24 protein-coding genes are annotated in these 22610 nt (G+C 69.8%); 9 read left to right on the top strand and 15 right to left on the bottom strand.

Going from position 1 to position 22610, the window contains the following annotated elements; translation table 11 throughout:
• The first annotated feature begins 70 nt into the window (after positions 1 to 70).
• The 4 genes from VED21_RS08935 (at position 71) to VED21_RS08920 (ending at position 2826) form a co-directional block, all read left to right on the top strand.
• Positions 71 to 982, top strand: coding sequence for a PQQ-dependent catabolism-associated beta-propeller protein (locus VED21_RS08935; RefSeq protein ID WP_324881989.1), 912 nt, complete (start codon positions 71 to 73; stop codon positions 980 to 982).
• Complete coding sequence (locus VED21_RS08930; RefSeq protein ID WP_324881988.1) at positions 979 to 1743, top strand: ABC transporter ATP-binding protein; 765 nt, start codon at positions 979 to 981, stop codon at positions 1741 to 1743. Before VED21_RS08935 ends, VED21_RS08930 begins: the two co-directional genes overlap by 4 nt.
• Complete coding sequence (locus VED21_RS08925) at positions 1740 to 2555, top strand: ABC transporter permease (protein ID WP_324881987.1); 816 nt, start codon at positions 1740 to 1742, stop codon at positions 2553 to 2555. Before VED21_RS08930 ends, VED21_RS08925 begins: the two co-directional genes overlap by 4 nt.
• Positions 2556 to 2643: 88 nt before the next feature.
• Positions 2644 to 2826: a hypothetical protein gene (locus VED21_RS08920; RefSeq protein WP_324881986.1), complete on the top strand. Its 183-nt coding sequence runs from the start codon at positions 2644 to 2646 to the stop codon at positions 2824 to 2826.
• 223 nt (positions 2827 to 3049) lie between these two features.
• Here VED21_RS08920 and VED21_RS08915 read toward each other — a convergent pair whose 3' ends face one another.
• From VED21_RS08915 to VED21_RS08885, 7 genes are all read right to left on the bottom strand, one after another.
• Positions 3050 to 3244 carry a hypothetical protein gene (locus tag VED21_RS08915; protein ID WP_324881985.1) on the bottom strand — a complete coding sequence of 65 codons (195 nt, stop codon included), beginning with the start codon at positions 3242 to 3244 and terminating at the stop codon, positions 3050 to 3052.
• A 53-nt stretch (positions 3245 to 3297) separates the two neighbouring features.
• The gene (locus tag VED21_RS08910) at positions 3298 to 4041 is read right to left on the bottom strand and encodes a (5-formylfuran-3-yl)methyl phosphate synthase (RefSeq protein WP_324881984.1); all 744 of its coding nucleotides are present in this window, start codon (positions 4039 to 4041) and stop codon (positions 3298 to 3300) included.
• Complete coding sequence (locus VED21_RS08905) at positions 4038 to 4616, bottom strand: DUF447 domain-containing protein (RefSeq protein ID WP_324881983.1); 579 nt, start codon at positions 4614 to 4616, stop codon at positions 4038 to 4040. The genes VED21_RS08910 and VED21_RS08905 overlap by 4 nt, the downstream gene beginning before the upstream one ends.
• Positions 4613 to 6031 carry a DUF6513 domain-containing protein gene (locus tag VED21_RS08900; protein WP_324881982.1) on the bottom strand — a complete coding sequence of 473 codons (1419 nt, stop codon included), beginning with the start codon at positions 6029 to 6031 and terminating at the stop codon, positions 4613 to 4615. The genes VED21_RS08905 and VED21_RS08900 overlap by 4 nt, the downstream gene beginning before the upstream one ends.
• Complete coding sequence (locus VED21_RS08895; RefSeq protein WP_324881981.1) at positions 6024 to 6671, bottom strand: aspartate/glutamate/uridylate kinase; 648 nt, start codon at positions 6669 to 6671, stop codon at positions 6024 to 6026. The genes VED21_RS08900 and VED21_RS08895 overlap by 8 nt, the downstream gene beginning before the upstream one ends.
• Positions 6668 to 7090, bottom strand: coding sequence for a dihydroneopterin aldolase (locus VED21_RS08890; protein WP_324881980.1), 423 nt, complete (start codon positions 7088 to 7090; stop codon positions 6668 to 6670). Before VED21_RS08890 ends, VED21_RS08895 begins: the two co-directional genes overlap by 4 nt.
• A gap of 65 nt (positions 7091 to 7155) precedes the next feature.
• Positions 7156 to 7641 (bottom strand): DUF3280 domain-containing protein, encoded by a 486-nt coding sequence (locus tag VED21_RS08885; protein ID WP_324881979.1) that lies wholly within the window; start codon positions 7639 to 7641, stop codon positions 7156 to 7158.
• Between the two features lie 60 nt (positions 7642 to 7701).
• Here VED21_RS08885 and VED21_RS08880 point away from each other — a divergent pair, with 60 nt between their 5' ends.
• A complete protein-coding gene (locus VED21_RS08880) occupies positions 7702 to 8313 on the top strand; it encodes a hypothetical protein (protein ID WP_324881978.1) in 612 nt (203 codons plus the stop codon).
• A gap of 6 nt (positions 8314 to 8319) precedes the next feature.
• Here the strand turns inward: VED21_RS08880 and VED21_RS08875 are convergent, their stop codons facing one another.
• The 3 genes from VED21_RS08875 to VED21_RS08865 form a co-directional block, all read right to left on the bottom strand.
• A complete protein-coding gene (locus VED21_RS08875) occupies positions 8320 to 9636 on the bottom strand; it encodes a quinoprotein dehydrogenase-associated putative ABC transporter substrate-binding protein (RefSeq protein WP_324881977.1) in 1317 nt (438 codons plus the stop codon).
• Positions 9637 to 9646: 10 nt separating this feature from the next.
• The gene (locus tag VED21_RS08870) at positions 9647 to 10117 is read right to left on the bottom strand and encodes a cytochrome c (protein ID WP_324881976.1); all 471 of its coding nucleotides are present in this window, start codon (positions 10115 to 10117) and stop codon (positions 9647 to 9649) included.
• 67 nt (positions 10118 to 10184) lie between these two features.
• Positions 10185 to 12068, bottom strand: coding sequence for a methanol/ethanol family PQQ-dependent dehydrogenase (locus tag VED21_RS08865; protein WP_324881975.1), 1884 nt, complete (start codon positions 12066 to 12068; stop codon positions 10185 to 10187).
• Positions 12069 to 12470: 402 nt separating this feature from the next.
• Here VED21_RS08865 and VED21_RS08860 point away from each other — a divergent pair, with 402 nt between their 5' ends.
• Entirely contained in the window at positions 12471 to 12665 is a 195-nt protein-coding gene (locus VED21_RS08860) for a hypothetical protein (protein WP_324881974.1), read from the top strand.
• Positions 12666 to 12750: 85 nt separating this feature from the next.
• On the opposite strand, the gene VED21_RS08855 is transcribed toward VED21_RS08860, so the two are convergent.
• The 5 genes from VED21_RS08855 to VED21_RS08835 all read right to left on the bottom strand — a co-directional run bounded on the left by VED21_RS08855 (position 12751) and on the right by VED21_RS08835 (position 17679).
• On the bottom strand, positions 12751 to 12969 hold the full coding sequence (locus VED21_RS08855) for a hypothetical protein (RefSeq protein ID WP_324881973.1): 219 nt from the start codon (positions 12967 to 12969) through the stop codon (positions 12751 to 12753).
• A 155-nt stretch (positions 12970 to 13124) separates the two neighbouring features.
• Positions 13125 to 14963: an ABC transporter ATP-binding protein gene (locus VED21_RS08850; RefSeq protein ID WP_324881972.1), complete on the bottom strand. Its 1839-nt coding sequence runs from the start codon at positions 14961 to 14963 to the stop codon at positions 13125 to 13127.
• Positions 14964 to 15195: 232 nt separating this feature from the next.
• Positions 15196 to 15966 (bottom strand): enoyl-CoA hydratase, encoded by a 771-nt coding sequence (locus VED21_RS08845; RefSeq protein ID WP_324881971.1) that lies wholly within the window; start codon positions 15964 to 15966, stop codon positions 15196 to 15198.
• Between the two features lie 31 nt (positions 15967 to 15997).
• Complete coding sequence (locus tag VED21_RS08840; RefSeq protein ID WP_324881970.1) at positions 15998 to 16972, bottom strand: nitronate monooxygenase family protein; 975 nt, start codon at positions 16970 to 16972, stop codon at positions 15998 to 16000.
• A gap of 101 nt (positions 16973 to 17073) precedes the next feature.
• Entirely contained in the window at positions 17074 to 17679 is a 606-nt protein-coding gene (locus tag VED21_RS08835) for a lysophospholipid acyltransferase family protein (protein WP_324881969.1), read from the bottom strand.
• A 295-nt stretch (positions 17680 to 17974) separates the two neighbouring features.
• Between VED21_RS08835 and VED21_RS08830 the strand changes: the two genes are divergently transcribed.
• The 3 genes from VED21_RS08830 to VED21_RS08820 form a co-directional block, all read left to right on the top strand.
• Positions 17975 to 19744: an acyl-CoA dehydrogenase gene (locus VED21_RS08830; protein ID WP_324881968.1), complete on the top strand. Its 1770-nt coding sequence runs from the start codon at positions 17975 to 17977 to the stop codon at positions 19742 to 19744.
• 49 nt (positions 19745 to 19793) lie between these two features.
• Positions 19794 to 21413, top strand: a complete 1620-nt coding sequence (locus tag VED21_RS08825; RefSeq protein ID WP_324881967.1) for a 3-(methylthio)propionyl-CoA ligase — start codon at positions 19794 to 19796, stop codon at positions 21411 to 21413.
• A 138-nt stretch (positions 21414 to 21551) separates the two neighbouring features.
• Positions 21552 to 22610: NAD(P)/FAD-dependent oxidoreductase (locus tag VED21_RS08820; RefSeq protein WP_324881966.1), on the top strand; the 1059-nt coding region annotated here is incomplete at its 3' end.

Raw genomic sequence — 22610 nt, 5'->3', positions numbered from 1 at the left:
TGCGCTGCTTCGGGGCGCCCTGATCGCGCTGCTGAGCCTCGCCGCCGTCGAGCCCGTATGGGTCGAGCCCGTGTGGGCCGACACGATCTTCGTGTCGAACGAGAAGAGCAACACCATCTCCGTGGTGGACGGGGAGAAGCTGGCGACCGTGGCGACGATCAAGGTCGGCCGGCGTCCGCGCGGCATCACCTTCAACCAGGACATGACGCGCATCTATGTCTGCGTCGGCGACGACAACCGCATCGACGTGGTCGACGTGGAGACGCGCAAGGTGGTGGACCGCCTGCCGTCGGGTCCCGATCCGGAGCTGTTCGTGCTGGAGCCGGCCGGGCGCCTGCTCTACGTCGCCAACGAGGACGACAACATGGTGTCGGTGGTGGACACCGAGTCCAAGAAGGTTGTCGGCGAGATCCAGGTGGGCGTGGAGCCGGAGGGGATGGGCATCAGCCCGGACGGCAAGATCCTGGTGAACACGTCCGAGACCACCAACATGGCGCACTTCATCGACACGGCGACGCACAAGATCACCGACAACGTGCTGGTGGACGCCCGGCCGCGGGTGGCGCAGTTCACGGTGGACGGGAAGTTCGTCTGGGTGTCGTCGGAGATCGGCGGGACGGTCAGCGTGATCGACACGGCGACGCGCAAGATCGTCCACAAGATCAGCTTCGCCGTCCAGGGCGTGCCCAAGGAGGCGGTGCAGCCGGTGGGCATCGAGCTGACGCGCGACGGTGCGCGCGCCTTCGTGGCGCTGGGACCGGCCAACCGCGTGGCCGAGATCGATGCGAAGACGTACGAGGTGAAGCGCTATCACCTCGTGGGGCAGCGGGTGTGGAACCTGGCGCTGTCGCCGGACGAGAAGCGGCTGTACAGCACCAACGGGGTCAGCAACGACATCTCGGTCCTGGACCTGGAGCGGGGGCGGGTCGTGAAGTCGGTGGCGGTCGGGGGCGCGCCGTGGGGGGTGATCGCCAAGCCGTGAGGGACGACACCATCCAGGCCCTGGAGGTGGAGGCGCTGAGCCACCGGTTCGGCGCCCGCACGGCGCTGGACGGCGTGTCCTTCGCCGTGCCGGCGGGGCGGTTCGAGGTGCTGCTGGGGCTGAACGGGGCGGGGAAGACGACGCTCTTCTCGCTGATCACGCGGCTGTACAACAGCCGCTCCGGCGCTATCCGTGTTCTCGGCTCCGACATGCGCCGGCAGCCGACGCAGGCGCTGGCGCGCATCGGCGTGGTGTTTCAGCAGCCCACCCTCGACCCCGACCTGACGGTGATGCAGAACCTGCGCTACCACGGCGGGCTGCACGGGCTGGCCGACGCCGTGATCGAGGAGCGGGCGCGCGAGGAACTGGCCCGCATCGGCTTGACCGAGCGCGCGGGGGAGCGGGTGCGCGCCCTGTCCGGCGGGCAGCGGCGGCGGGTGGAGATCGCCCGCGCCCTGCTGCACCGGCCGCGGCTGCTGCTGCTGGACGAGCCGACGGTCGGGCTGGACGTGGATTTGCGCCGGCAGGTGATCGACCACGTCCACGCGCTGTGCCGGGAGCAGGGGCTGGCGGTGCTGTGGGCCACGCACCTGCTGGACGAGGCGCGGGCGGGGGACGGCGTGGTCGTGCTGCACCGCGGGCGGGTGCTGGCCGACGGGACGGTGGCGGAGGTGTGCGCGGCGGCGGGGGCGGAGACGCTGGACGAGGCGTTCGCCGCGCTGACCGGCCCCCGATCCACCGGAACGGGAGGGCAGCCATGAACGCGGCGCTCTACTGGCGCTGCCTGCGCAGCATCATCGTGCGGGAGGGGCTGCGCTTCGTGCACCAGCGCGAGCGGTTCTTCGCCGCACTGGTCCGGCCGCTGGTGTGGCTGGCGATCTTCGCGGTGGGGTTCCGCGCCGTGCTGGGCCTGTCCATCATCCCGCCCTACGGCACCTACATCCTGTACGAGGAGTACGTGGTGCCGGGGCTGGTCGCCATGATCCAGCTGTTCAATGGCATGCAGAGTTCGCTGTCCATGGTCTACGACCGCGAGATGGGCAGCATGAAGACGCTGCTGGTCAGCCCGCTGCCGCGCTGGTACCTGCTGGTGTGCAAGCTGCTGGCCGGCGTGCTGGTGTCGATCGCGCAGGCCTACGTCTTCATCGCCATCGCGTGGTTCTGGGACGTGCGGCCGCCGCCCCTGGGCTATCTGGCGGTGCTGCCGGCGCTGGTGCTGGGCGGGCTGATGCTGGGGGCGCTGGGGCTGTTGCTGTCGTCCTTCATCAAGCAGCTGGAAAACTTCGCGGGGGTGATGAACTTCGTCATCTTCCCGATGTTCTTCGCCTCCTCCGCGCTCTACCCGGTGTGGCGCATCCGCGAGGGCAGCCCGGCGCTGGCCATGGTCGCGGAATTCAATCCGTTCACGCACGTGGTGGAGTTGATCCGCTTCGCGCTGTACCTGGACGTGAACCCGACCTCGGCGCTGGTGGTGGCGGGGGCGACGGTGCTGTTCCTGGGGGCGGCGATCCTTGCCTACGATCCCGGCCGCGGCTTCTGGGCGCGGCGCGGCGGGCCGGCCGAACAGGCGTGAGCGGGCGGAACGGCGCGGCGGTTCGTCCGGTTGACTCCTCAAGGCCCCCCGGCCGCCGGCCGGGCGGCGATTGTGGGAGGACGGTATCATGGCGACCGACAAGAAGCAGACGACGCCGCGCGGCGAGCAGGGCGTGCTGGGCAACAAGCAGGAATTCAAGAAGGACGAGGCCCAGGGCCGCAAGCCGGGTACGGACGAGCAGGCCAAGGACGAGATCGGCCACATGGGCGAGGCGACCAAGCGCAACACCAAGGCGAAGGACGTGCGCTGATCGCCCAGCATTTATTGTGCGCTGCAATTGACGGTGGTGGGTGAATCCCGTGACGGTGACTATTGGGCGTTTCCCCTGTTGAGTGTTGCGAGGCTTGAGCGTCAGGGGATGCCGGGCCTCCCAACATCACATTGGAGGAAAGACCCATGAGGGATTTGCGACGCGCGTCCATCACGTCCGTGCTGGCCCTTGCACTGGCCTGTGCGGCGGTTCCCGCGGTGGCTCAATCCTCGTCGGGCAGCACGTCGTCGCCGGGGGCGAGTTCGACCACCGGCACGCTGCCGGACAACTCGCTGGCCGGGCAGCGGCAGGGCACCATGAGCGGCGGCAAGGCCCCGCAAACCGGTGACCAGAACGCGGCGCCGGGGGCGGCCGGCACATCCGGTTCGTCCGGCTCGTCGGCACCGACCGGCGGCATTCCGGACAACTCGCTGGCTGGGCAGCGCCAGGGCGCCATCGGTGGCGGTTCGGTCAGTCAGGGTGGTGCGGGCTCCACGGAGTCCCCGCAGCAGTCCAAGCCGGGATCGGGGCAGTAGTGCCGGATGGCGGGATGGAGAGGCGGACGGCGGCCAGCGCGGCCGGATCCAGGACGCCTCTCCGGTTCCCGCCGGCGCACAGCGCCGTGCGGAAGCCCAGGTAGTCCGGGCCGAGCGGCAGCAGCGCCGGCACGTCGGCCAGCGTGAGCGAGCCGGCGAGGCCGGTGAGCAGGCCAAGGCGGTGCGCGTCGACGACGAACCGCGCCACCGTGCCCAGGTCCTTGTGCCGCAGCAGGGCGCCGGACACCTTTCCGGCGGTGTCGAGCATCGCGCCGGCGAAGCCGGCCCGCGCGACGGCGTCCAGCAGGCGGAAATCCGGCCACAGGTCGGCGAACAGCACGGCGACCAGCCGGACGCCGTGGTGCGCCTGCGCGGCCAGCGCGGTGATGCAGCCGGCGGGATCGCCGTCCGGCGTCAGGCCGATCTTCACGAAATCGACGCCGAGGGCGTGCGTTTCGGCGACGCGCGCGGCGACGCGCGCCGGGTCCATCGGCAGGTCGCCGATGGTGGCGCTGAGGGGACGGGCGCGGACCAGCGCCACCGCTTCCGCGATCCGCTCCAATGGCCAAGCGCCCAGGGCGCCGGCCGTGGGGTCCTTGAGGTCGAGGATGTCGGCGCCGCCCGCGGCCGCCAGTGCCAGTTCGTCCAGGTCGGCGACGCTCGCCAGCAGGCGGGTCATGCGGCGTTCCCCGTGCCGGCGCGGTGTTCGGCGATGCGGTCCATCAGCCAGCCCCAGGCCTCCAGCTCGACCGGGCCGGCGGTCTTGCCGATGGCGATGGACAGGTATTCCACCTCGCGGTCGATCTTCTCGGGCGGCAGCAGGTGCAGGCGGCTGACCAGGATGGCGCCCTCCACCACCGCCGCCTGCGCGCGGTTGAAGCCGCGGAACGGGCGGTGGTTCACCAGATGCACCGGCCGGCAGGTCAGGCGCGGGCGCATCGCGTCGTCCTCGATCGCCGTCACCTCGATCTCCTCGTGCGCCAGGGCGCCGTCGAGCACGGCGCCGCGGATGCGTTCGGCCGGGACGGTGGGCCAGTCGCGGCGCCGGCCGGTGACGCAGCCGGCGTAGACGCGCACATCGTCGGTGACATTCACCACGGCGCAGCGCGTGGCCAGCAGGTTGTCCAGCGTGCGCGAGGGGCGGAAGGGGGCGAGGATGTAGCCGCCCGCGACAACCGTGGCTCCCATGGGGGCGACGTGCACGTTGCCGGCGGGATCGAGGCTGGTGATGACGGTCTCGCGGATGAAGGTCACGGCGGGGCGCTCCCCGGCTTGGGCGGCTTCGTCGGGCCGGCGGCGTGGAAGCCGGAGGCGTCCTCGGCCGGCGGATCCACGGCCACGCCCCAGCGCAGCGCGTTGTCCTGGCTGTAGCGCTTGCCGAGCTGCCAGGCGATCTGCGCGCGTGCCAACTCGACGCCCAGGTAGAAGGCGTGGCCGGCGTCGCCGCGCGCGTCGATGCGCGGGTAGAGGTCGAATGGGTCGGTGCCGACGTGGTGGCCGTCGCGGTTGTAGAGGTGGACGCCCTGCTCGGTCACCTCGATCCGGTAGTTCGGGTCGCGGACCTGGGCGGCGAGTGCCGCCACATCGTCGGGGGTGCTGACGAAGGGCTTGCGGTCGCGCAGGCACAAGAGCGCCTCGCCGAAGTTGCGGGGCAGGGCGCCGGCCTCGTGCGCGGCGAGGAACTGGCGGCGCGCGGCGTCGAACTCCCGGATCGCGCGGCGGCAGTGCGGGCTGACCTGCACGGCCAGGACGTGGTCGATGCGCAGTTCGGAGATGATGCCCATGAGCAGCGCGTTCATGCCGGGCGTATCGGCGTCCGTCAGCTCCGTCACGTTGCCGATGCCCATCAGGATCTCCAGGTCCGGGTAGCGGGCGCGGATCGCGTGGTAGCGCAGCAGGGAGTCGGTGAAGCCGTGGTGGATCGGCTCCAGCACCGGGTCGGCGATGCAGCGGCGGCCCTCGGCGGTCAGGGTGTCGACGGCCCGGTGGAGCGAGGGCAGGTCGGAGGGCGTGGTGGGGATCAGCACGGGGACGGCGTCCGTCTCGCGCGCGACCCACAGCGTGTCCTCGGTCAGGCTGAGCAGGTAGGACGCACCGGCGCGCGCACCACGCAGCAGGAAGTCCGGCTCCAGGGAATCGACGCTGACCGTGTGGCCGGCGTCGCGAAGCGCGGCGACGGCGTCTTCCAGGTGGGGGAAGGGATCGTCGGGCAGCGCGCCGAGGTCGATCACGTCGGCGCCGTCGGCCCGGAACGCGGCGGCGCGCGCGAGGATGGCGGGGGTGTCCAGGCGGGGGGCGTCGACGATTTCGGCAAAGATGCGCGTGCGGTAGCGGCTGAGGTCCAGCGGGGCGGCTTGCCGGCGGAAGTGCTGGGGCAGGTCCTCCACCTCCTCCGGGCCGCGTTCGAAGGGCACCTGGAAGTGCGCGGAGAGACGGGCAAGGTCGCCGCGGAAGCGGCCGGGCAGCAGGACGAGGTCGGCGCCGTGAGTCGACTTGAGGCGGCGCAGGACGATTTCGGTGGTCGCCAGCGCCGCCACCTTGATGCCGAGGTTCACCACCGTGGTTTGGAAGTCGAGCGGCTGGAGGCCGTCCAGCACGCGGCGCAGGCGCGGTTCGGCCAGTTCGCCGGTGAGGAACAGGATGTGCTCAGGCCCCCCATTTCTAGACATCGGCGGTGCTCGTTTCGGGCAGCAGGCGCGTGCCGGTGGGCGTGCCCTGCGCCAGGGCCTGCGCGAAGCGGCGGTGGTCGGCGCGCGACACGCACCAGACGGTTCCCGAATAGCGGGCCAAGCGGCCCGGCAGCGCGGGGTCGACGATGCCGTCGGCGACCATGCGGGAGACGGGGGACGGGGCGTCGGGCAGCGGGGCGGACTTCACCAGCACCGCGCAGGCGGCGCCCAGCGCCCCGGCCAGCCAGACGGCGAGGCTGTCGGAGGTCACGTCCCAGCTTTCAGCCACGTCGGCCGTGTCGGCGAGGGGGAGCGGCAGCCAGACGGCGGGACCGGGCGCGGTGAGCAGGCCGTCGCGCGTGCGGGCGGGGGTGAGGCGCGGTTCCAGGTCGGCGAGCGCCGTGCCGTACTGCTCCATCGCCAGCAGCGCCATGCGGTGCGCGGCGCGGTCGCCGAAGCCGAGGCGGGGTTGCGCGTCGCGCACGGCGTCGGCGAAGGGGCCGCCGCCGGGCACGACGACGACGCGCACGGCGCGCTGCGCCGCCAGCAGGTCGAGCCACGCGCGCAGTTCGGGGGCCGCCCACAGGCTGCCGCCCAGCTTGACGACCCACGCCATCATGGCGCCTTGCGGCGGGGTCATGGCGCCTGCCGGCGGGACCGTTCGAGGACCACGCCGACGCCGCCGGATTCCGGCACCACGTCCAGCTTTTCCACCTGCACCCGCGCCTTGACCACGCGCGGATCGGTGAAGCACAGCGCGGCGATCCGGTCGGCCAGGGATTCCACCAGATGGATGTGCTCCCCATCGCGCAGCGCGCGGATGCCGTCGATCAGGAAATCGTAGGACAGCACCTCGTTCAGGTCGTCCGTCAGCGGCTGCTCCGGCCAGGGCAGGGTGAGGCAGACGTTGATGCGCACGCGCTGGCGGCGCCCCTTCTCGTGCCCCCACACGCCGATGCGGAACTGGTCGACGTAGTCGCGCAGGGTGATGTCGTAGTGCCGGACGTGGTCCGCGGCGGGACGGAACGGCACGTAGCTCAGCAAGGCATCGTCGGCCACACGGTCCCTCCCTTCTGGGGCGGGGGTGCGTCCCCCGTCTTCGTTCGCTGGTGGATGAGGCGCGGTCACGGCGGTGGCGCGAGGCGATGGCGCAGCAGCCATTCGACGCCGTGCCGCCACGACCGTTCGTTGTCGCCGCGGATGTCGGCGACGCCGACGGCGGCGGGCTCTCCATCGCCGGTCCGCCGCATTATAATCTGCATGCTCAGCACCAAGGTGCTGATCTTGTGGATGAACCCCGTTACCACGATATCGGCGCCGGCCTTGCGGCCCAGGTCGATCTCGCAGCCGTTGCAGAAGCGCATCGCGTTGGGCAGTTCCGCCGCCAGCGGCGTTTCGCGGACGCGGGTGACGGCGTAGCGGCCGGAGGCGGCCAGCCCTTCGGCCAGCACGGCGGTGATGCGCTGCAGCCGGCCGGCGTGGTCGGGATGTTCGCCCTCGCCGCTGGTGTCGGTGATCTCCAGGTCGAAGACCAGGACGCGCGGAAGCGGATCGGCCAGGGTGGGGGTGGGGAGGAGCAGGAGGACGGCGGCGAGCAGTGCCTGTTTCATCGTGGCCCCCTATCCGAAAGGTCGACTAGCCAGCGCCGCCGCAACGGGCAGAATTGCGGGATGGACCATCGAACGCCGTTGCCGCTTCTCGGTTTGCTGGTGCTGCTCTCCGGCCCCGCCTGGGCGGCCGAGCGCAACCCGGACTGGCCGTGCGTGCAGATCCTGGTGCCCACCCTGGAAGCCGGCCAGATCTGGGCCGGCGACCCCATCGCGGGCAAGGAGGGGGCGTGGCGCGACCTGCCCGCCGTGGCGCCGCTGGTGCGGATGGCGCTCGACCGCTCCGTCGAGGTGGAAACGGTGGAGGCGGAGATCGAGCGCTTCGCCGGGACGCTGGGTGCGGATCGCAACGCGGTGCTGACCGCGCTGTTCGCCGGCATCTTCGAGGGCATCAACCGGGAGCGCGGGGAGACCCTCGCCGCCATCCAGCGCTACGCCCGCCAGCAGCGCGGCATGCTGGACCGCGTGGCTGGGGATCTGGCGCGGCTGGAGACGCTGCCGCCGCAGTCGCCCGAGGCCGGGGAGGTGCGGGAGCGGATCGCCTGGACCCGCCGCATCCTGGACGACCGGCGCCGCTACCAGACGGCCGTGTGCGAGCAGCCGGTGCAGCTGGAACAGAGGCTTGGCCGGCTCGCGCGCGCGATCGCCGCACATCTGGCCCCCCATCAGGAATGAAGCCCTTCAGTTCGAGGCGTGGCGTTCGAAGGGCGCGGCCGGTTCCAGCGGGAAGCCGGCCTCGCGCCAGCCGTCGGTGCCGTCGGGGAACCAGCGGACGTTGCGGTAGCCCCACTCCACCGCGCGCTTTGCGGCGTTCCACGACATCCAGCAGTCGCGCTCGCAGAAGATGACTAGCCCGGCGTCGCGGTCGCCGCGGCTGACGGCTTCAAGGCCAGTGCGGAAATAGCGCTCCTGCTCCGCCGATAAGGCGCCGTAGCCGACGTTGGGCAGCCAGACGGCACCCGGCAGGCTGCGGCGCGGCGGCGGAATCCACACGGCACCGGCCGGGCGGTCGGCCGGGCGCGGCGGGGCCGGCATGACGTCGACCAGCCGCGTGTCGGGGGCGCGGTCGAGCAGGGCGCGCAGGTCCTCCGCCGTCACCGTGGCGGCGCCGGGCAGACTTGCCGGCGTCGGCGCGCGGTAGTCCTCCATGCGGTAGCCGGACGGCGTCCTGGACGGATCGGCGGCCGTGAGCTTCTTCAGGGTGCCGTCGGGGGCGACCAGCGGCACGTGGTAGCGCGCCAGGATGCGGTCGATGTCGTCCTGGCGGCGGGCGATGAAGTCGTTCAGCCAGTGCTTCCACTCCGGCTCTTCGGCGCGGATGCCCATGGAGATGTTGAACTGGAGGGGGACGGGACCCTTCTCGCCCACCAGCGGGACGACGGTGAGCGGCACGGACTGGCGGGCGGCGAAGTAGCCGGCGATCGGACCCCAGATCACCGCGGCGTCGGTGCGCCCGGCCGCGACGTCGGCGATGGCGTCGGCCGCCGGGTTGTGGGCGCGCGTGTCGGTGTTGAGCTGATAGGGCTCGGTCTTCGTGATGCCGTAGCGGCGCAGCAGGTTGACGGCCGGCGTGCGCTCCACCACGCCGATGCGGGCGTTCTGGAGCGACGGGTCGCCCACGGTCTGCGCCTTGATGCCGGAATCCGCGCGGTACACCAGGGCGTAGACGGTGCGGTAGTAGGGGTTGGTGTTCTGCATCAGTTCCTCGCCCGACGCGGTGCCCATCACTAGGTCGCACTGGCGGGCGCGCAGCGTGTTGCGGACGAAGCCGATGGTCTGCGGCCACCAGAAATAGGTGACCGGGCGCTTGAGGTCCTCGCCGATCAGGCGGGCGATCTCGTTCTCGAAGCCTTCCAGCCGTTCGTTGGAGAAGGGCAGCAGGTTGCCGTCGGCGCAGACGCGGACCGCGTCGCGGTCCGTCGCTTCCACGGCCAGGGCCGGGGCGGCCAGCGCGGCGGCCAAAATCCCGCAGGCAAGGGCGAGGTGCCGCGCGGCCATGGGTGCCTCCCTAGCTGCCGATGCGTTGCGGGCGGCCGCCGGGCAGGGCGCCGTCGGCGCGCGACTTCAGGTAGCGGTAGATGTCGTCCAGGTGCTGGACGACGTTGGGGTCCGTGCCGAAGGACGGCATCACCCGGTCGCCGGTGGCGCCCGCGACCTGACGGCCGTTGATCACCACTTCCTTGAAGTCGTCGTAGCTCAGGCGTTTGAGGGAATCCACCAGCGACGGCGCGAAGGAACCGCCGGCGGCGTCGAAGCCGTGGCAGGTGTGGCAGACGGAGTGAAAGCGGCGGTAGCCGTTGTAGGTGCCGCGGTCGACCTGGTTGTCCTTGACGATGTAGGTCGGCAGCCCGTCCTTGCCGACCGGCGCGTCGTCGTCGGCCACGGCCGGGCCGGACAGGGCGGCGGCGAGGAACGCCAGGGCGAGCACGCGGGCCGGAAGGCGGACGCAATCCATCATGGTCATCGCATTTGCGAGCATTAAAAAATTCCTCTGGAGAAAAGAAACCCCGGTGTTCCGAGGAACACCGGGGTTTGCCGTCCGAAGGCTATTTCTGGTCGGGCACGTGGAACACGGTGAGCACACCGCCGAGCTGCGTGTATTCACCCAGCGACTTGTGCGCGCCGACGGCACCCAGGCCGGCCGTCTCGACGCCCGTGCCGCTCTGCCGGTTCGGGTGCACCGCCTGGTGCCAGGCGCCGGCGCCGGATTCCTGCGTCAGGCCCGCCGCCAGACCGATGCCGGCCCAGCCGCCCACGCCGGACAGCACCGCGATGTACTGCTTGCCGTTGTGGGTGTAGGTGTTGATGTTGCCGATGATGCCGGACGGGGTCTTGAAGCGCCACAGCTCCTGCCCGTCCTTCATGTTCACGGCGACGACGTAGCCTTCCAGCGTGCCGTAGTAGACGACGCCGCCCTTGGTGGTGAGCGCACCGCTCCACACCGCGAAGCGCTCGGGCCGCGACCAGACGATCTTGCCGGCGGCGGCGTCCCAGGCGATGAAGTTGCCCATGCCGCCGTGCGAGTTCGGCGTCGGGTACATCGACACGGTGGAACCGACGTAGGCCTGACCGGCCGTGTAGGACACCGAGAACGGCTCGTAGTCCATGCAGATGTGGTTGGTCGGCACGTAGAACAGGCCGGTGTCCGGCGAGAAGGAGGCCGGCTGCTGGTCCTTGGTGCCGAGTGCCGCCGGGCAGACCGCAGCGGTGTTCTTGTCCTCGCCGTTGGCGAAGGTGCTGTACTTGTCGACGACCTTCGGGCGGCCGGTCTTCATGTCGACTTCCGTCGCCCAGTTGACCGTCGGGTCGTACTTCTGCGCAACCAGCAGCTCGCCTGTCGCCCGGTCGAGGGTGTAGGCGAAGCCGTTGCGGTCGAAGTTGACCAGCACCTTGCGCTGCTGGCCGCCCATGGTGATGTCGGCCAGGATGTTCTCGTTGACGCCGTCGAAGTCCCATTCGTCGAACGGCGTCTTCTGGTAGACCCACTTGGCCTCGCCGGTTTCCGGATCACGGGCGAAGATGGTCATCGACCACTTGTTGTCGCTCTTGTTCCGGTCCTTGTCGACGGCGCGTTGGGTCGGGTTCCAGGAACCGGGGTTGCCGGTGCCGTAGTAGATGAGGTTCAGGTCGGGGTCGTAGGTGTACCAGCCCCAGGTGGTGCCGCCGCCGCGCTTCCACTCGTCGCCGGGCCAGGTGCTGACGCCCAGGTCCTTCTGGCCGATGGGCTTGCCCATCATCAGCGTCTTCGACGAGTCGATCTTCACGTCCGCGTCGGGACCCGTGGAGAAGGCGCGCCAGACCATCTTGCCGGAGTTGGTGTCGTAGGCGGTCAGGTGCCCGCGCACGCCGAACTCGCCGCCGGAGATGCCGACGAAGACCTTGTCCTTGACCACCAGCGGGGCGGCGGTAAGCGTCTCGCCCTTGGTGTGGTCGCCGTTCTTGACCTTCCACAGCTCCTTGCCGGTTTGCGCGTCGAGCGCCACCAGGGTGTTGTCCGCTTGTGCCAGGAAGACCTTGCCGTCGGCCACGGCGACGCCGCGGTTGACGGTGTCGCAGCACATCACGGGAATGACGGTGGGATCCTGGACCGGTTCGTACTTCCACACCACGCGGCCGGGTTCTTTCAGGTCCAGCGCGAAGACCTTGTTGGGAAACGGCGTGTGGATGTACATCATGTCGCCGATGACGATCGGCCCGCCCTCGTGCCCGCGCAGCACGCCCGTCGAGAAGGTCCAGGCGACCTGGAGGTTCTTGACGTTGTTGGTGTTGATCTTGTCCAGCGGGCTGTAACGCTGGCCCTGGTAGTTGCCAAGCTGCGTCGCCCAGTTGTTGGGGTTCGCTTGGTTCTTCATGATGCTGTCATTCGCGAATGCCGGCCCGGCAACGAAGAAAGCAGCCGAAACCAGCAGCCACCGCGACAAGGCTTTCATGGCGTTCCCTCCCATTTTGGCGTTTATTGCCACCGAATAACGAATGGCGCTTGCTCTATGGAAGCTTTTTGGACGCGCAACAGGGCTCTGGTCAGACAATCGCTTGTCACCGATTAGATGCTAAATCTATATTGGGCCGCCATCGCAGTCAAGTCGAGGGCGGAAAAGAATCCGCATCCTTAAATGATACTTTGGTCTCGATCGGTTTCTCGCAAATAAGAGGTAATAGGACGTTCGAGATTACTCATAAGTATAGTGTTGTTCTTTATATTGTCTTGTTGCTTTTATTGCAGTGCAAAAAATATATTGCAGCGCAGCGAGGGGTGGCCGGCTGTTTTCCTGCGGATAGGGCCGCAACGCCGGATGCGGGTGCGTGTTAACCGTAAAACAGATGGTGTTTCTATGATCGAATTGGTTTTGGTGGTCTGCCTGCTGTCGCAGCCCGACGAGTGCTCCGTCGAACGCCCGGCCTTCCAGGAGCCGTACCACAACGTCGTGTCATGCACGCGCAACGGCTATATCAGCGCGGTGCAGTGGCAGATGAGCCATCCGCGCTACAGCGTCCGGCGCTGGCGGTGCGAGCCGCCGTCAACCTGACAGGGGGCGACCTGACAGGGGTCGATCTGACCGGATGCGCAAGGCGCGAGGGGCGGCCCCGGCGAACGGGCCGCCCGTTTCTTCTTCAGACGCCGCGCGGCTTGGGCCGGTTGCCGGCCGTGCACTGGACGCGCGCCAGCTGGTACTTGGGGTGGTCGACGACCCACTTGGCGCCCTCGATCTGTCCGGCGATGTGGCAGCTGGACATGGTCAGCGGCTGGTCGTCGGGGATGTAGGGGGTGACCGTCTGGCACTGGGTCGGTTCGGTCGCCAGGCAGAACATCAAGGACAACGTGACAAGCATCGGGCACTCCAACGCGCGAAGCACTGTGGACCAGGGTGACACGGGGTGGTCCTGGCAAGTGCTGTGCCATCCCGCACGAGGGCAGGATGGCGGCGCGCTGGCTGTCCGGACTATGACCTGCACCGCATCTTTGTGCAGAAATTAGACAGCAAAGCTTAATGGTGCCTAAACGGAGGTCGTAGGCCGTGCGACCGAGCCCACTGCGCGGCGTCTATGACCGTGGCGCCGCGCTCGGCCTTCGCCGCCGGCTCCTTCGCCGCGGGCTGGCGGTTCTCGACGTGCACGCGGCCGCCCGCCACGCGCAGGATCATGTCGGCCCGGCGCAGCGTGGACACGCGGTGGGCGATGATGAAGGTGGTGCGGCCGCGCATCAGCTCCTCCACCGCGTCGGCCACGGCGGCCTCGGTGTCCTTGTCGAGGGCACTGGTCGGTTCGTCGAGGATGAGGATGGGGGCCTGCTTGAGGAAGGCGCGGGCGAGGCAGATCCGCTGGCGCTCGCCGCCCGACAGCATCAGCGCCCGCTCCCCCACCAGGCTGCGGTAGCCGCGCGGCAGGGCGGCGATGAAGTCGTGCGCGTGGGCGCGGCGCGCCGCCTCCTCGATCTCCGCCATGGTGGCGTCGGGGCGACCGTAGGCGATGTTCTCGGCGATGGTGGTGGAGAACAGCGCCGGCTCCTGCTCCATGATGGCGAACTGGCGGCGCAGGTCGTCCAGGCGGTATTCGCGCAGGTCGACGCCATCCAGGCGGATGGCGCCGTCGACGGGATCGACGAGGCGGACCAGCATGTTCACCAGCGTGCTCTTGCCCGATCCGGTGCGGCCGACGATGCCCACGCAGGTCCCCGGCGGCACGGTGAAGGAGGCGTTGCGCAGCACCGCCGGCCCGCCGCCGTAGGCGAAGGAGACGTGGCTGAACTCCACCGCACCCTTCGCGGCATGCAGGGGCAGGGCGTCCGGCTTCTCGGGAATGGCGGGCGGCGCCTCCAGCAGTTCGAAGGCGCGTTCGCCGCAGGCGAAGGCGGACTGCTGGGCGACGATGTGCTCGGCGATCGCCTTCAGAGGCTCGTAGAGCTGCGCCATGTAGGCCAGCAACACGACGAGGTCGCCGACGCTGAGCGCGCCGGCCTGCACGCCGCGCACGCTGATGTAGAGGATTGCCGCGGTGCCGGTCGCCACGGCCAGCGCCAGCGCCACGCGGAAGCCGGCGTCGATCAGCATCACCGACAGCCGCGCCAGGAACACGGCGCGCCCCTGGTCGACCAGGCGCTGCGCCTCCTGTCGCTCGCGGCCGGTGGTCAGCACGACGCGGCGGGCACCCAGCACCTCGTAGGCCAGTTGCGTAAGGCGGCTTTCCAGCTCGCGCACGCGGTGCCAGCGGTCGCACAGCGGGCGCTGCTTCAGGACGATGAGCACGATGAGCGGCACGGCGGTCGCCAGCGCCACCGCGGCCATGCGCGGGTCGATCAGCGCGGTGACCCACACCACCCAGGCGACCGAGCCAGTCTTGGTGACCAGCGGGATGACGCCCCAGATGGTCATGGCCTGAAGGGCCGGAGCGTCCTGGCTGACGCGGAAGACCTGGTCGACGACGCCGCGGTCGTCGTGGCGGACGGGTGCCTGCGTCAGCGCGGTGCCCAGCACCTTGCCGCGGAAGCCGCGCACCATCTGGTCGGCGATGGTCTCGCGGTACAGCCATTCGACGGTGGTGTGGGCGATGGCCAGAAGCGCGATCAGCACCCCGGCGGCGATGCAGAGGTGGAGGATCGCCTCCTTATCGGCGATCATGTCCCAGGGCAGCAGGTGGGTGACGAAGGTGGGCAGGGGATCGTCGCCCAGCACGCTGTCCAGGATGACCTTCACCGGAATCGGCGCCAGGAGGCCGATGGGGGTGGCGAGCAGGCCGAGCAGCAGGATCGCCGCGAGCTGCGGATACCAGGGACGAGCTTCCTTCAGCGCGCGCCAGTAGATGGCGCTCGGCAGCGTCTTCTTCACCATGGTCGGTTCGCCCGCGTTGTCTGTCCCGGCGGCGGGCGAAGGCCGTGGCGCCGCTGGGAGCATCAGGCTCGAACCGGACGCCCGGCCGGGGATCCGCGGAGCCTCCCTCCTCGATATTGTGCCGGAGGAGGGAGGTCTCCATCGATATTGCGGGCAGCGCGGAACCCCCGGTGGCCGTAACCCGACCGGTTACCGTCCCGCGGGCACCTTGCCTTTCAGGCGAGGGAGGCCGTCAGCCCCGCAGCTTGGCGAAGTTCGGCGGGCGCTTTTCCAAGAAGGCCTGGGCGGCCTCCTTGAACTCGGCCGAGCGGAGCTGGGTGGAGAAGCGCTGCAGCTCCTCGGCCATGCAGGCGTCCACGCTGGCGTGGCTGGCCTTCATGAGCGCCTTGGATTGCTGCACGGCGCTGGGCGGCAGGGCGGCGACGGAGGCCGCCGCGGCGCGGGCGGCGGCGAGCAGCTCGGCGTCGTCCACCACGCGGTTCACGAGGCCCAGGTCGCGCGCCGTCTCGGCGTCGAACGGCTCGCCCAGCAGGATCAGCTCCGCCGCCCGCTGGTAGCCCATCAGGCGCGGCAGCAGCAGGGAACTGGCGGCTTCCGGCACGAGGCCCAGCTTGACGAAGGGCAGGGCGAGCTTGGCGCTGCGCCCGGCGTAGACGAGGTCGCAGTGCAGCAGCAGCGTCGTGCCGATGCCGACGGCGGAGCCGTGCACGGCGGCGATCAGCACCTTGCGCGCCTTGGCGATGGTGCGGATGAAGCGGCCGCCGGGGCTTTCCTCCACCGACCGCGGGGCGGAGAGGAAGTCGTTCAGGTCGTTGCCGGCGGTGAAGCTGTCGCCGGCCCCGTGGAACAGCACGGCCAGGATGCCGGGATCGGCGTCGGCGCGGTCCAGCGCGTCGGCCATCGCCGTGTACATCGCGGACGTGATGGCGTTCTTCTTGTCGGCGCGGTCGAAGCGGATCTCCAGCACGCCGCCGGTGTCCGTGACGGTGATGTGTTCGGTCACGTTGGTTCCTCCCTGTTCTGTTCGGCGGCGGTCAGGCGCGGTTGCGGCGGCGCGTCCACCGGGTGGCGCATTCCTCCAGCGCCGCGTCGTATTCGCGGCAGAGCTGGTCGATCACGGCCGCGGCCGGACGCACCTCCCTCACGGCACCGATGCCCTGGCCGGCACCCCAGATGTCCTTCCAGGTCTTGGCCTTGGAGAAGTCCATCTTGGACGGGTCGGACACCTCCAGCGCGTTGGGGTCGAGGCCGGCGCGGGCGATGGACGGCTTCAGGTAGTTGCCGTGCACGCCGGTGAAGAGGTTGGTGTAGACGATATCCTCCGCGCCCGAATCCACGATCATGGACTTGTAGGTTTCCGGCGCGTTGGCCTCTTCCGTCGCGATGAAGGCGGAGCCGATGTAGGCGAGGTCGGCGCCCATGACCTGGGCCGCCAGGATGGCGCGGCCGGTGGCGATGGCGCCGGACAGGGCCAGCGGCCCGTCCCACCACGCGCGGATCTCCTGGATCAGCGCCATGGGGGAGATGGTGCCGGCGTGGCCGCCGGCACCGGCCGCCACGGCGATCAGGCCGTCGGCCCCCTTCTCGATCGCCTTGCGGGCGAAGGTGTTGTTGATGACGTCGTGCAGCACGATGCCGCCGTAGCTGTGCACCGCCTCGTACACGTCGGGGCGGGCACCCAGCGAGGTGATGACGATCGGCACCTTGTGCTTCACGCAGACCTCCAGGTCGCGCTCCAGCCGCTCGTTGGAGCGGTGGACGATCTGGTTGACGGCGTAGGGGGCGGCGGGGCGGTCCGGGTGGGCGGCGTCGTGCGCGGCCAGTTCCTCGCGGATGCGGGTCAGCCATTCGTCCAGCACCTCCGCCGGGCGGGCGTTCAGCGCGGGGAAGCTGCCGACGACGCCGGCCTTGCACTGGGCGATCACCAGGTCGGGGTTGGAGATGATAAACATCGGGGACGCGATCGCCGGCAGACGCAGACGGTCCTTCAGCACACTCGGAACAGCCATGTTTCCTCCCGTGGGGCAGCTGTGGGGCGGTTGGTCCGCCCTATGACGTGACGTATACGTTAACTCGTTAAAGTCGGTTGTCAACCGATCCGGCGCCCATCTTACACGCCGGCGAGTTCCGCCACAGACTGTTCGAGGCGGTCGGTGACGGCCTGGATGCGCGCGCGGGTGTCGTCGCCGGCCCGCCGGTCGGGCAGGATCGGCGCGCCGAAGGCGATGCGGACCGCGGGGCGCTTCAGCAGGTGGGCCGGCTTGATGGTGGTCGGGCCGCTGTACTGCGCGGGCACCACCGGCACGCCGGCCATGGCGGCGATGGTCGCCGCGCCGCGCTTGAAGCTGGCCGCCTCGGCCGTGCGGGTGCCGCCGGGGAAGACCAGCACGACCTGTCCGGCGCCCAGGAGGCGGACGGCCGTCTTGATGGTGTCCGGGCCGGGGCGCTGGCGGTCGACGGGGAAGACGTGGCACTGCCGCATCAGCACGCCCAGCGGGGCGGGGGAGAACAGCTCGCGCTTGGCCATGTAGTGCACGCGGTCGCTGTCGACCGCGAGGCCGAGCCACAGCGGATCGACCCAGCCCATGTGGTTGCAGGCTACGACGTAGCCGCCCTGGTCCGGCAGGTGCTGCCGTCCGGTGACGTCGAGTCGGCCGACGAGCGCCGCGATGGGCCGGACGACGTACCGGCGCATCAGGTGAAAGGTGGTGGTCATGCCGTCCTCGCCGTGGCGGGTTCGAATCCGAGAAGAGGCCGCCGGTGGGGCCGGCGGCCTGAAGTCTCGGAGGAAACGCCCACAAGGGCAACGGGAACATGGTATGCGGCGCCGCAGCATGACGCAATGGGAAGGTGACTGACTTTATGGATATGCAGCATGGTTGGCGGTGCGTCAAAATGCTGTAGAACATTAAAGTGGACTTTATGTAGGCGTTCTGGTTGTATCCCGGCCACCGGAGGAAGGGGGAGCAGCACAAGCCCCCCACGCGCAACCGAGTGCTTGGAGATCGTCAATGCCAGCGTACAAGGCACCCGTCGAGGACATGGTCTATCTGCTGGGCGAGCTGTTCGACGCCGAAGGCGTGCTTGCCCCGCTGTGCGGGGAGAACGCGTCGCTCGACCTGATGTCCGCCGTGCTGGGCGAGGCCGCACGCTTCTGCGAGGAGGTCGTGCACCCGCTGAACCGGACGGGCGACGAGGAAGGGTGCCATTTCGACGCCGGCAGCGTGCGCACGCCCAAGGGCGTGAAGGAGGCGTTCGCCGCCTTCGTCGAGAACGGCTGGGTCAGCCTGTCCGGCGATCCGGAATACGGCGGGCAGGGCATGCCGCGCGTCGTGCAGGTGCTGACCGACGAGATGCTGTCCTCCGCCAACCTGTCGTTCGGCCTGTTCCCCGGCCTGACACACGGCGCGACGGAGGCGATTCGCCACCACGCCAGCGACGCGTTGAAGGCGCTGTACCTGCCCAAGATGGTGGCCGGCACCTGGACGGGGGCCATGGACCTGACGGAGGCGCACGCCGGCACCGACCTGGGCCTGCTGCGCACCCGCGCCGAGCCGCAGGACGATGGCAGCTACAGGATCACCGGCACCAAGATCTTCATCTCGGCCGGCGACCACGATCTGGCGGAGAACATCATCCACCTCGTGCTGGCGCGGCTGCCCGGCGCGCCGGCCGGCACGCAGGGGATCAGCCTGTTCCTGGTGCCCAAGTTCATCCCCGACGCCGACGGCAATCCGGGCGTGCGCAACGCCTTCGCCGCCGGGGCGATCGAGCACAAGATGGGTATCAAGGGCTCGCCCACCTGCGTCATGAACTTCGACGGCGCCACCGGCTGGCTGGTGGGGGAGCCCAACAAGGGCCTCGCCGCCATGTTCACCATGATGAACAACGAGCGCCTGTTCGTCGGCATCCAGGGGCTGGGTGCGGCCGAGGCCGCCTACCAGGGCGCCGCGGCCTACGCCAAGGACCGTCTGCAGGGCCGCGCGCCGGCCGGCGGGCCCGGGCCGCAGCCGATCCTGGTGCACCCGGACGTGCGCAAGAACCTGCTGACCGTCCGCGCCTTCACCGAGGCCGGGCGGGCGCTGGCCGTGTGGACAGCGCTGGAGATGGAGAAGGCGGAGCGCCACCCGGACACCGGGGTGCGGGCGGCGGCCGACGATCTGGTGGCGCTGATGACGCCGGTGATCAAGGCGGCGTTCAGCGACCTGGGCTTCGAGGGCGCGGTGCTGGCCCAGCAGGTGTTCGGCGGCCACGGCTACATCCGCGAGCACGGCATGGAGCAGCTGGTGCGCGACGCCCGCATCACGCAGATCTACGAGGGCACCAACGGCGTGCAGGCCATGGACCTCGTGGGCCGCAAGCTGACCATGGCCGGCGGTCGCCTGCCGGAGCGGTTCTTCGCGCTGGTCGGCGACGTCCTCCAGGCCGGCGAGGGGGTGCCGGGGGCGGGCGAGTTCGTCGCACCGCTGCGCGGCGCGCTGACGCGGCTGAAGACCACCACCGCGCGCCTGAAGGACCGCGCCGCCGCCGATCCGGCGGAGGCCGGGGCCGCCGCCACCGACTACCTGCGTCTGTTCGCGCTGACCGCGCTGGGCTGGATGTGGGCGCGCATGGCGCTGCACGCGCTGGCGCAGGGCGAGGCCGCCGGGCCGCGCCATCGCGCCAAGCTGGAGGTCGCGCGCTTCTTCATGGCGCGGGTCCTGCCGCAGACGGTGGCCCTGGAACTGGCGCTGGACGCCGGGGCCGCCAGCCTGATGAGCCTCGACGCCGACGCCTTCTGATCGGCGCGTTTTGATCGTTCAAAAAAGAAGAAACTGGGGAGCGACGCTGATGTTGCGTGGAATGATGATGGACGTCCCCTTGCTGGTCTCCTCCGTGCTGCGGCACGCGGCGGCCTACCATGGGGACACGGAGATCGTGTCGCGGACGGTGGAAGGGCCGATCCACCGCTACACCTACGCCGACGCCTGGGGCCGCGCGCAGCGGCTGGCCAACGCGCTGGCGGCGCTGGGGCTGAAGCCGGGGGACCGGGTCGGCACGCTGGCCTGGAACGGCTACCGGCATTTCGAGCTGTATTACGCCGTCTCCGGCTCGGCCATGGTGTGCCACACCATCAACCCGCGCCTGTTCCCGGAGCAGGTCGCCTACATCATCAACCACGCGCAGGACGGCGTCCTCTTCACCGACCTGACCTTCGTGCCGCTGCTGGAGGGCATCGCGGAGCATCTGGCGGGCGTGAAGGCCATCGTCGTGATGACCGACGAGGCGCACATGCCCGCGTCCTCCAGGCTGCCGAACCTGCTGTGCTACGAGACGCTGCTGGCGGCCCAGCCCGACGCGTTCGACTGGCCGGTGTTCGACGAGAACACGGCGGCGGCGCTGTGCTACACCTCCGGCACCACGGGGAATCCCAAGGGTGTCATGTACAGCAACCGGTCGTGCGTGCTGCACGGCATGGCGGTGTGCATGCCCGACACCCTCTGCGTCTCGGCGCTGGAGGTGGTGATGCCGGTGGTGCCGATGTTCCACGTCAACGCCTGGGGCCTGCCCTACGCCGCGCCCATGGCCGGCGCCAAGCTGGTGTTCCCGGGGCCGAAGATGGATGGCGCCAGCCTGCACGAGCTGATCGTGGCGGAGCAAATCACCCACACCGCCGGCGTGCCCACCGTGTGGATGGGCCTGCTGAACTGGGCCGAGGCGAACGGACGGAGCCTCGCCCCGCTGCGGCGCGTGGCGGTCGGCGGCTCCGCCTGCCCGCCGGTGATGTTCGAGCAGTTCCGCCGGCACGGGGCTGAGGTGGTGCACGCCTGGGGCATGACGGAGACCAGCCCCATCGGGCTGGCCAGCACGCCGAAGATGAAGCACGTGAGCCTGACCGAGGCGGAGCGCGCGGCGCTGGCCGCCAAGCAGGGGCGCCCGGTGTTCGGCATGGAGTTCCGCGTCGTCGACGCCGACGGCAACGACGTGCCGCGCGACGGCGTCGCCTTCGGCCGCATGCTGGTGCGCGGGTCCTGGGTGTGCGCCGGCTACTACGGGCTGGAGGACAGCGCGGCGCACGCCGTGCCGGGCTGGTTCGAGACCGGCGACGTGGTGACCATGGACACCGACGGCTTCGTCCAGATCGTCGACCGCACCAAGGACGTCATCAAGTCGGGCGGCGAATGGATCAGCTCCATCGAGCTGGAGAACGTGGCGGTCGGCCACCCCGCCGTGCGCGAGGCCGCCGTGGTGGCGCGTCCCGACCCGCGCTGGGGCGAGCGGCCGCTGCTGGTGGTCGTGCCGAAGGAGGGCGCGGCGGTGGGCCGGGACGAGCTGCTGGCCTTCTTCGAAGGCAAGGTCGCCAAGTGGTGCGTCCCCGACGACGTGGTGGTGATGGACGACCTGCCGCACACCGCGACCGGCAAGCTGCTGAAGACACGAATCCGCGAACTGGTCCTGAACACGCGGTGACCTGACCCTGCACACGCAGTGACCTGACGTTGTCCGCCGCACCGGCGTCCCCCGCATGGGTGCGGACCTCGGGCCGGGTGTCCCTCGGCGCCCGGCCCACTTTTTTCCCGCAGGAACCCGTTTGGGGGAGGCTTTGTGATGAGCAATGAACGCGAGGTGATGGAATACGACGTGGTCGTCGTGGGCGCCGGCCCGTCGGGGCTGTCGGCCGCCATCCGCCTGAAGCAGCTGGCCGCGGAGAGCGGCAAGGACCTGTCGGTGTGCGTCATCGAGAAGGGCTCCGAGGTCGGCGCCCACCTGCTCTCCGGCGCCGTCTTCGAGCCGCACGCGCTGGCCGAGCTGATCCCCGACTGGAAGGACAAGGGCGCCCCCCTGACCACGCCGGCCCGGGACGACCGCTTCCTCTTCCTCACGCCGACCAGGGCCATCCGCCTGCCCACCCCGCCGCAGATGCACAATCACGGCAACTTCATCATCAGCCTCGGCAACCTCGGCAAGTGGCTCGCATCCCAGGCCGAGGAGCTGGGCGTCGAGATCTACCCGGGCTTCGCCGCCGCCGAGGTGCTGTACGACGACAGCGGTGCCGTCAAGGGTGTCGCCACCGGCGACATGGGCATCGGCAAGGACGGTGAGCCGACCGGCAACTACACCCCCGGTATGGAGCTGCACGCCCGCCAGACCCTCTTCGCCGAGGGCTGCCGCGGCTCGCTCACCAAGACGCTGATGGCGCGCTTCAACCTGCGCGACGGCGTCGAGCCGCAGACCTACGGCCTCGGCATCAAGGAGCTGTGGGAAATCGACCCGGCCAAGTCCAGTCCCGGCCTGATCGAGCACACCATCGGCTGGCCGATGGACCCGAAGACCTACGGCGGCTCCTTCCTCTACCACATGGAAGGGAACCTGGTGTCGGTGGGCTTCGTGGTGGGGCTGGACTACGCCAACCCGCACCTCAGCCCGTTCGAGGAGTTCCAGCGCTACAAGACGCATCCCGCCATCCGCCCGACCTTCGAGGGTGGGCGGCGCATCGCCTATGGCGCGCGGGCGCTGTCGGAGGGTGGCTTCCAGTCGATCCCGAAGCTGACCTTCCCGGGCGGCGTTCTGGTGGGCGACGCGGCGGGCTTCCTGAACGTGCCGAAGATCAAGGGCAACCACACCGCCATGAAGTCGGGCATGGTGGCGGCCGAAGCGGTGTTCGCG

Origin of the sequence: Azospirillum sp., from assembly GCF_035627195.1 — a bacterium.
Taxonomy (GTDB): Bacteria; Pseudomonadota; Alphaproteobacteria; order Azospirillales; family Azospirillaceae; genus Azospirillum.
Note: the sequence above shows the minus strand (reverse complement) of the source record. Positions and strands in the feature narration are given on the sequence as shown.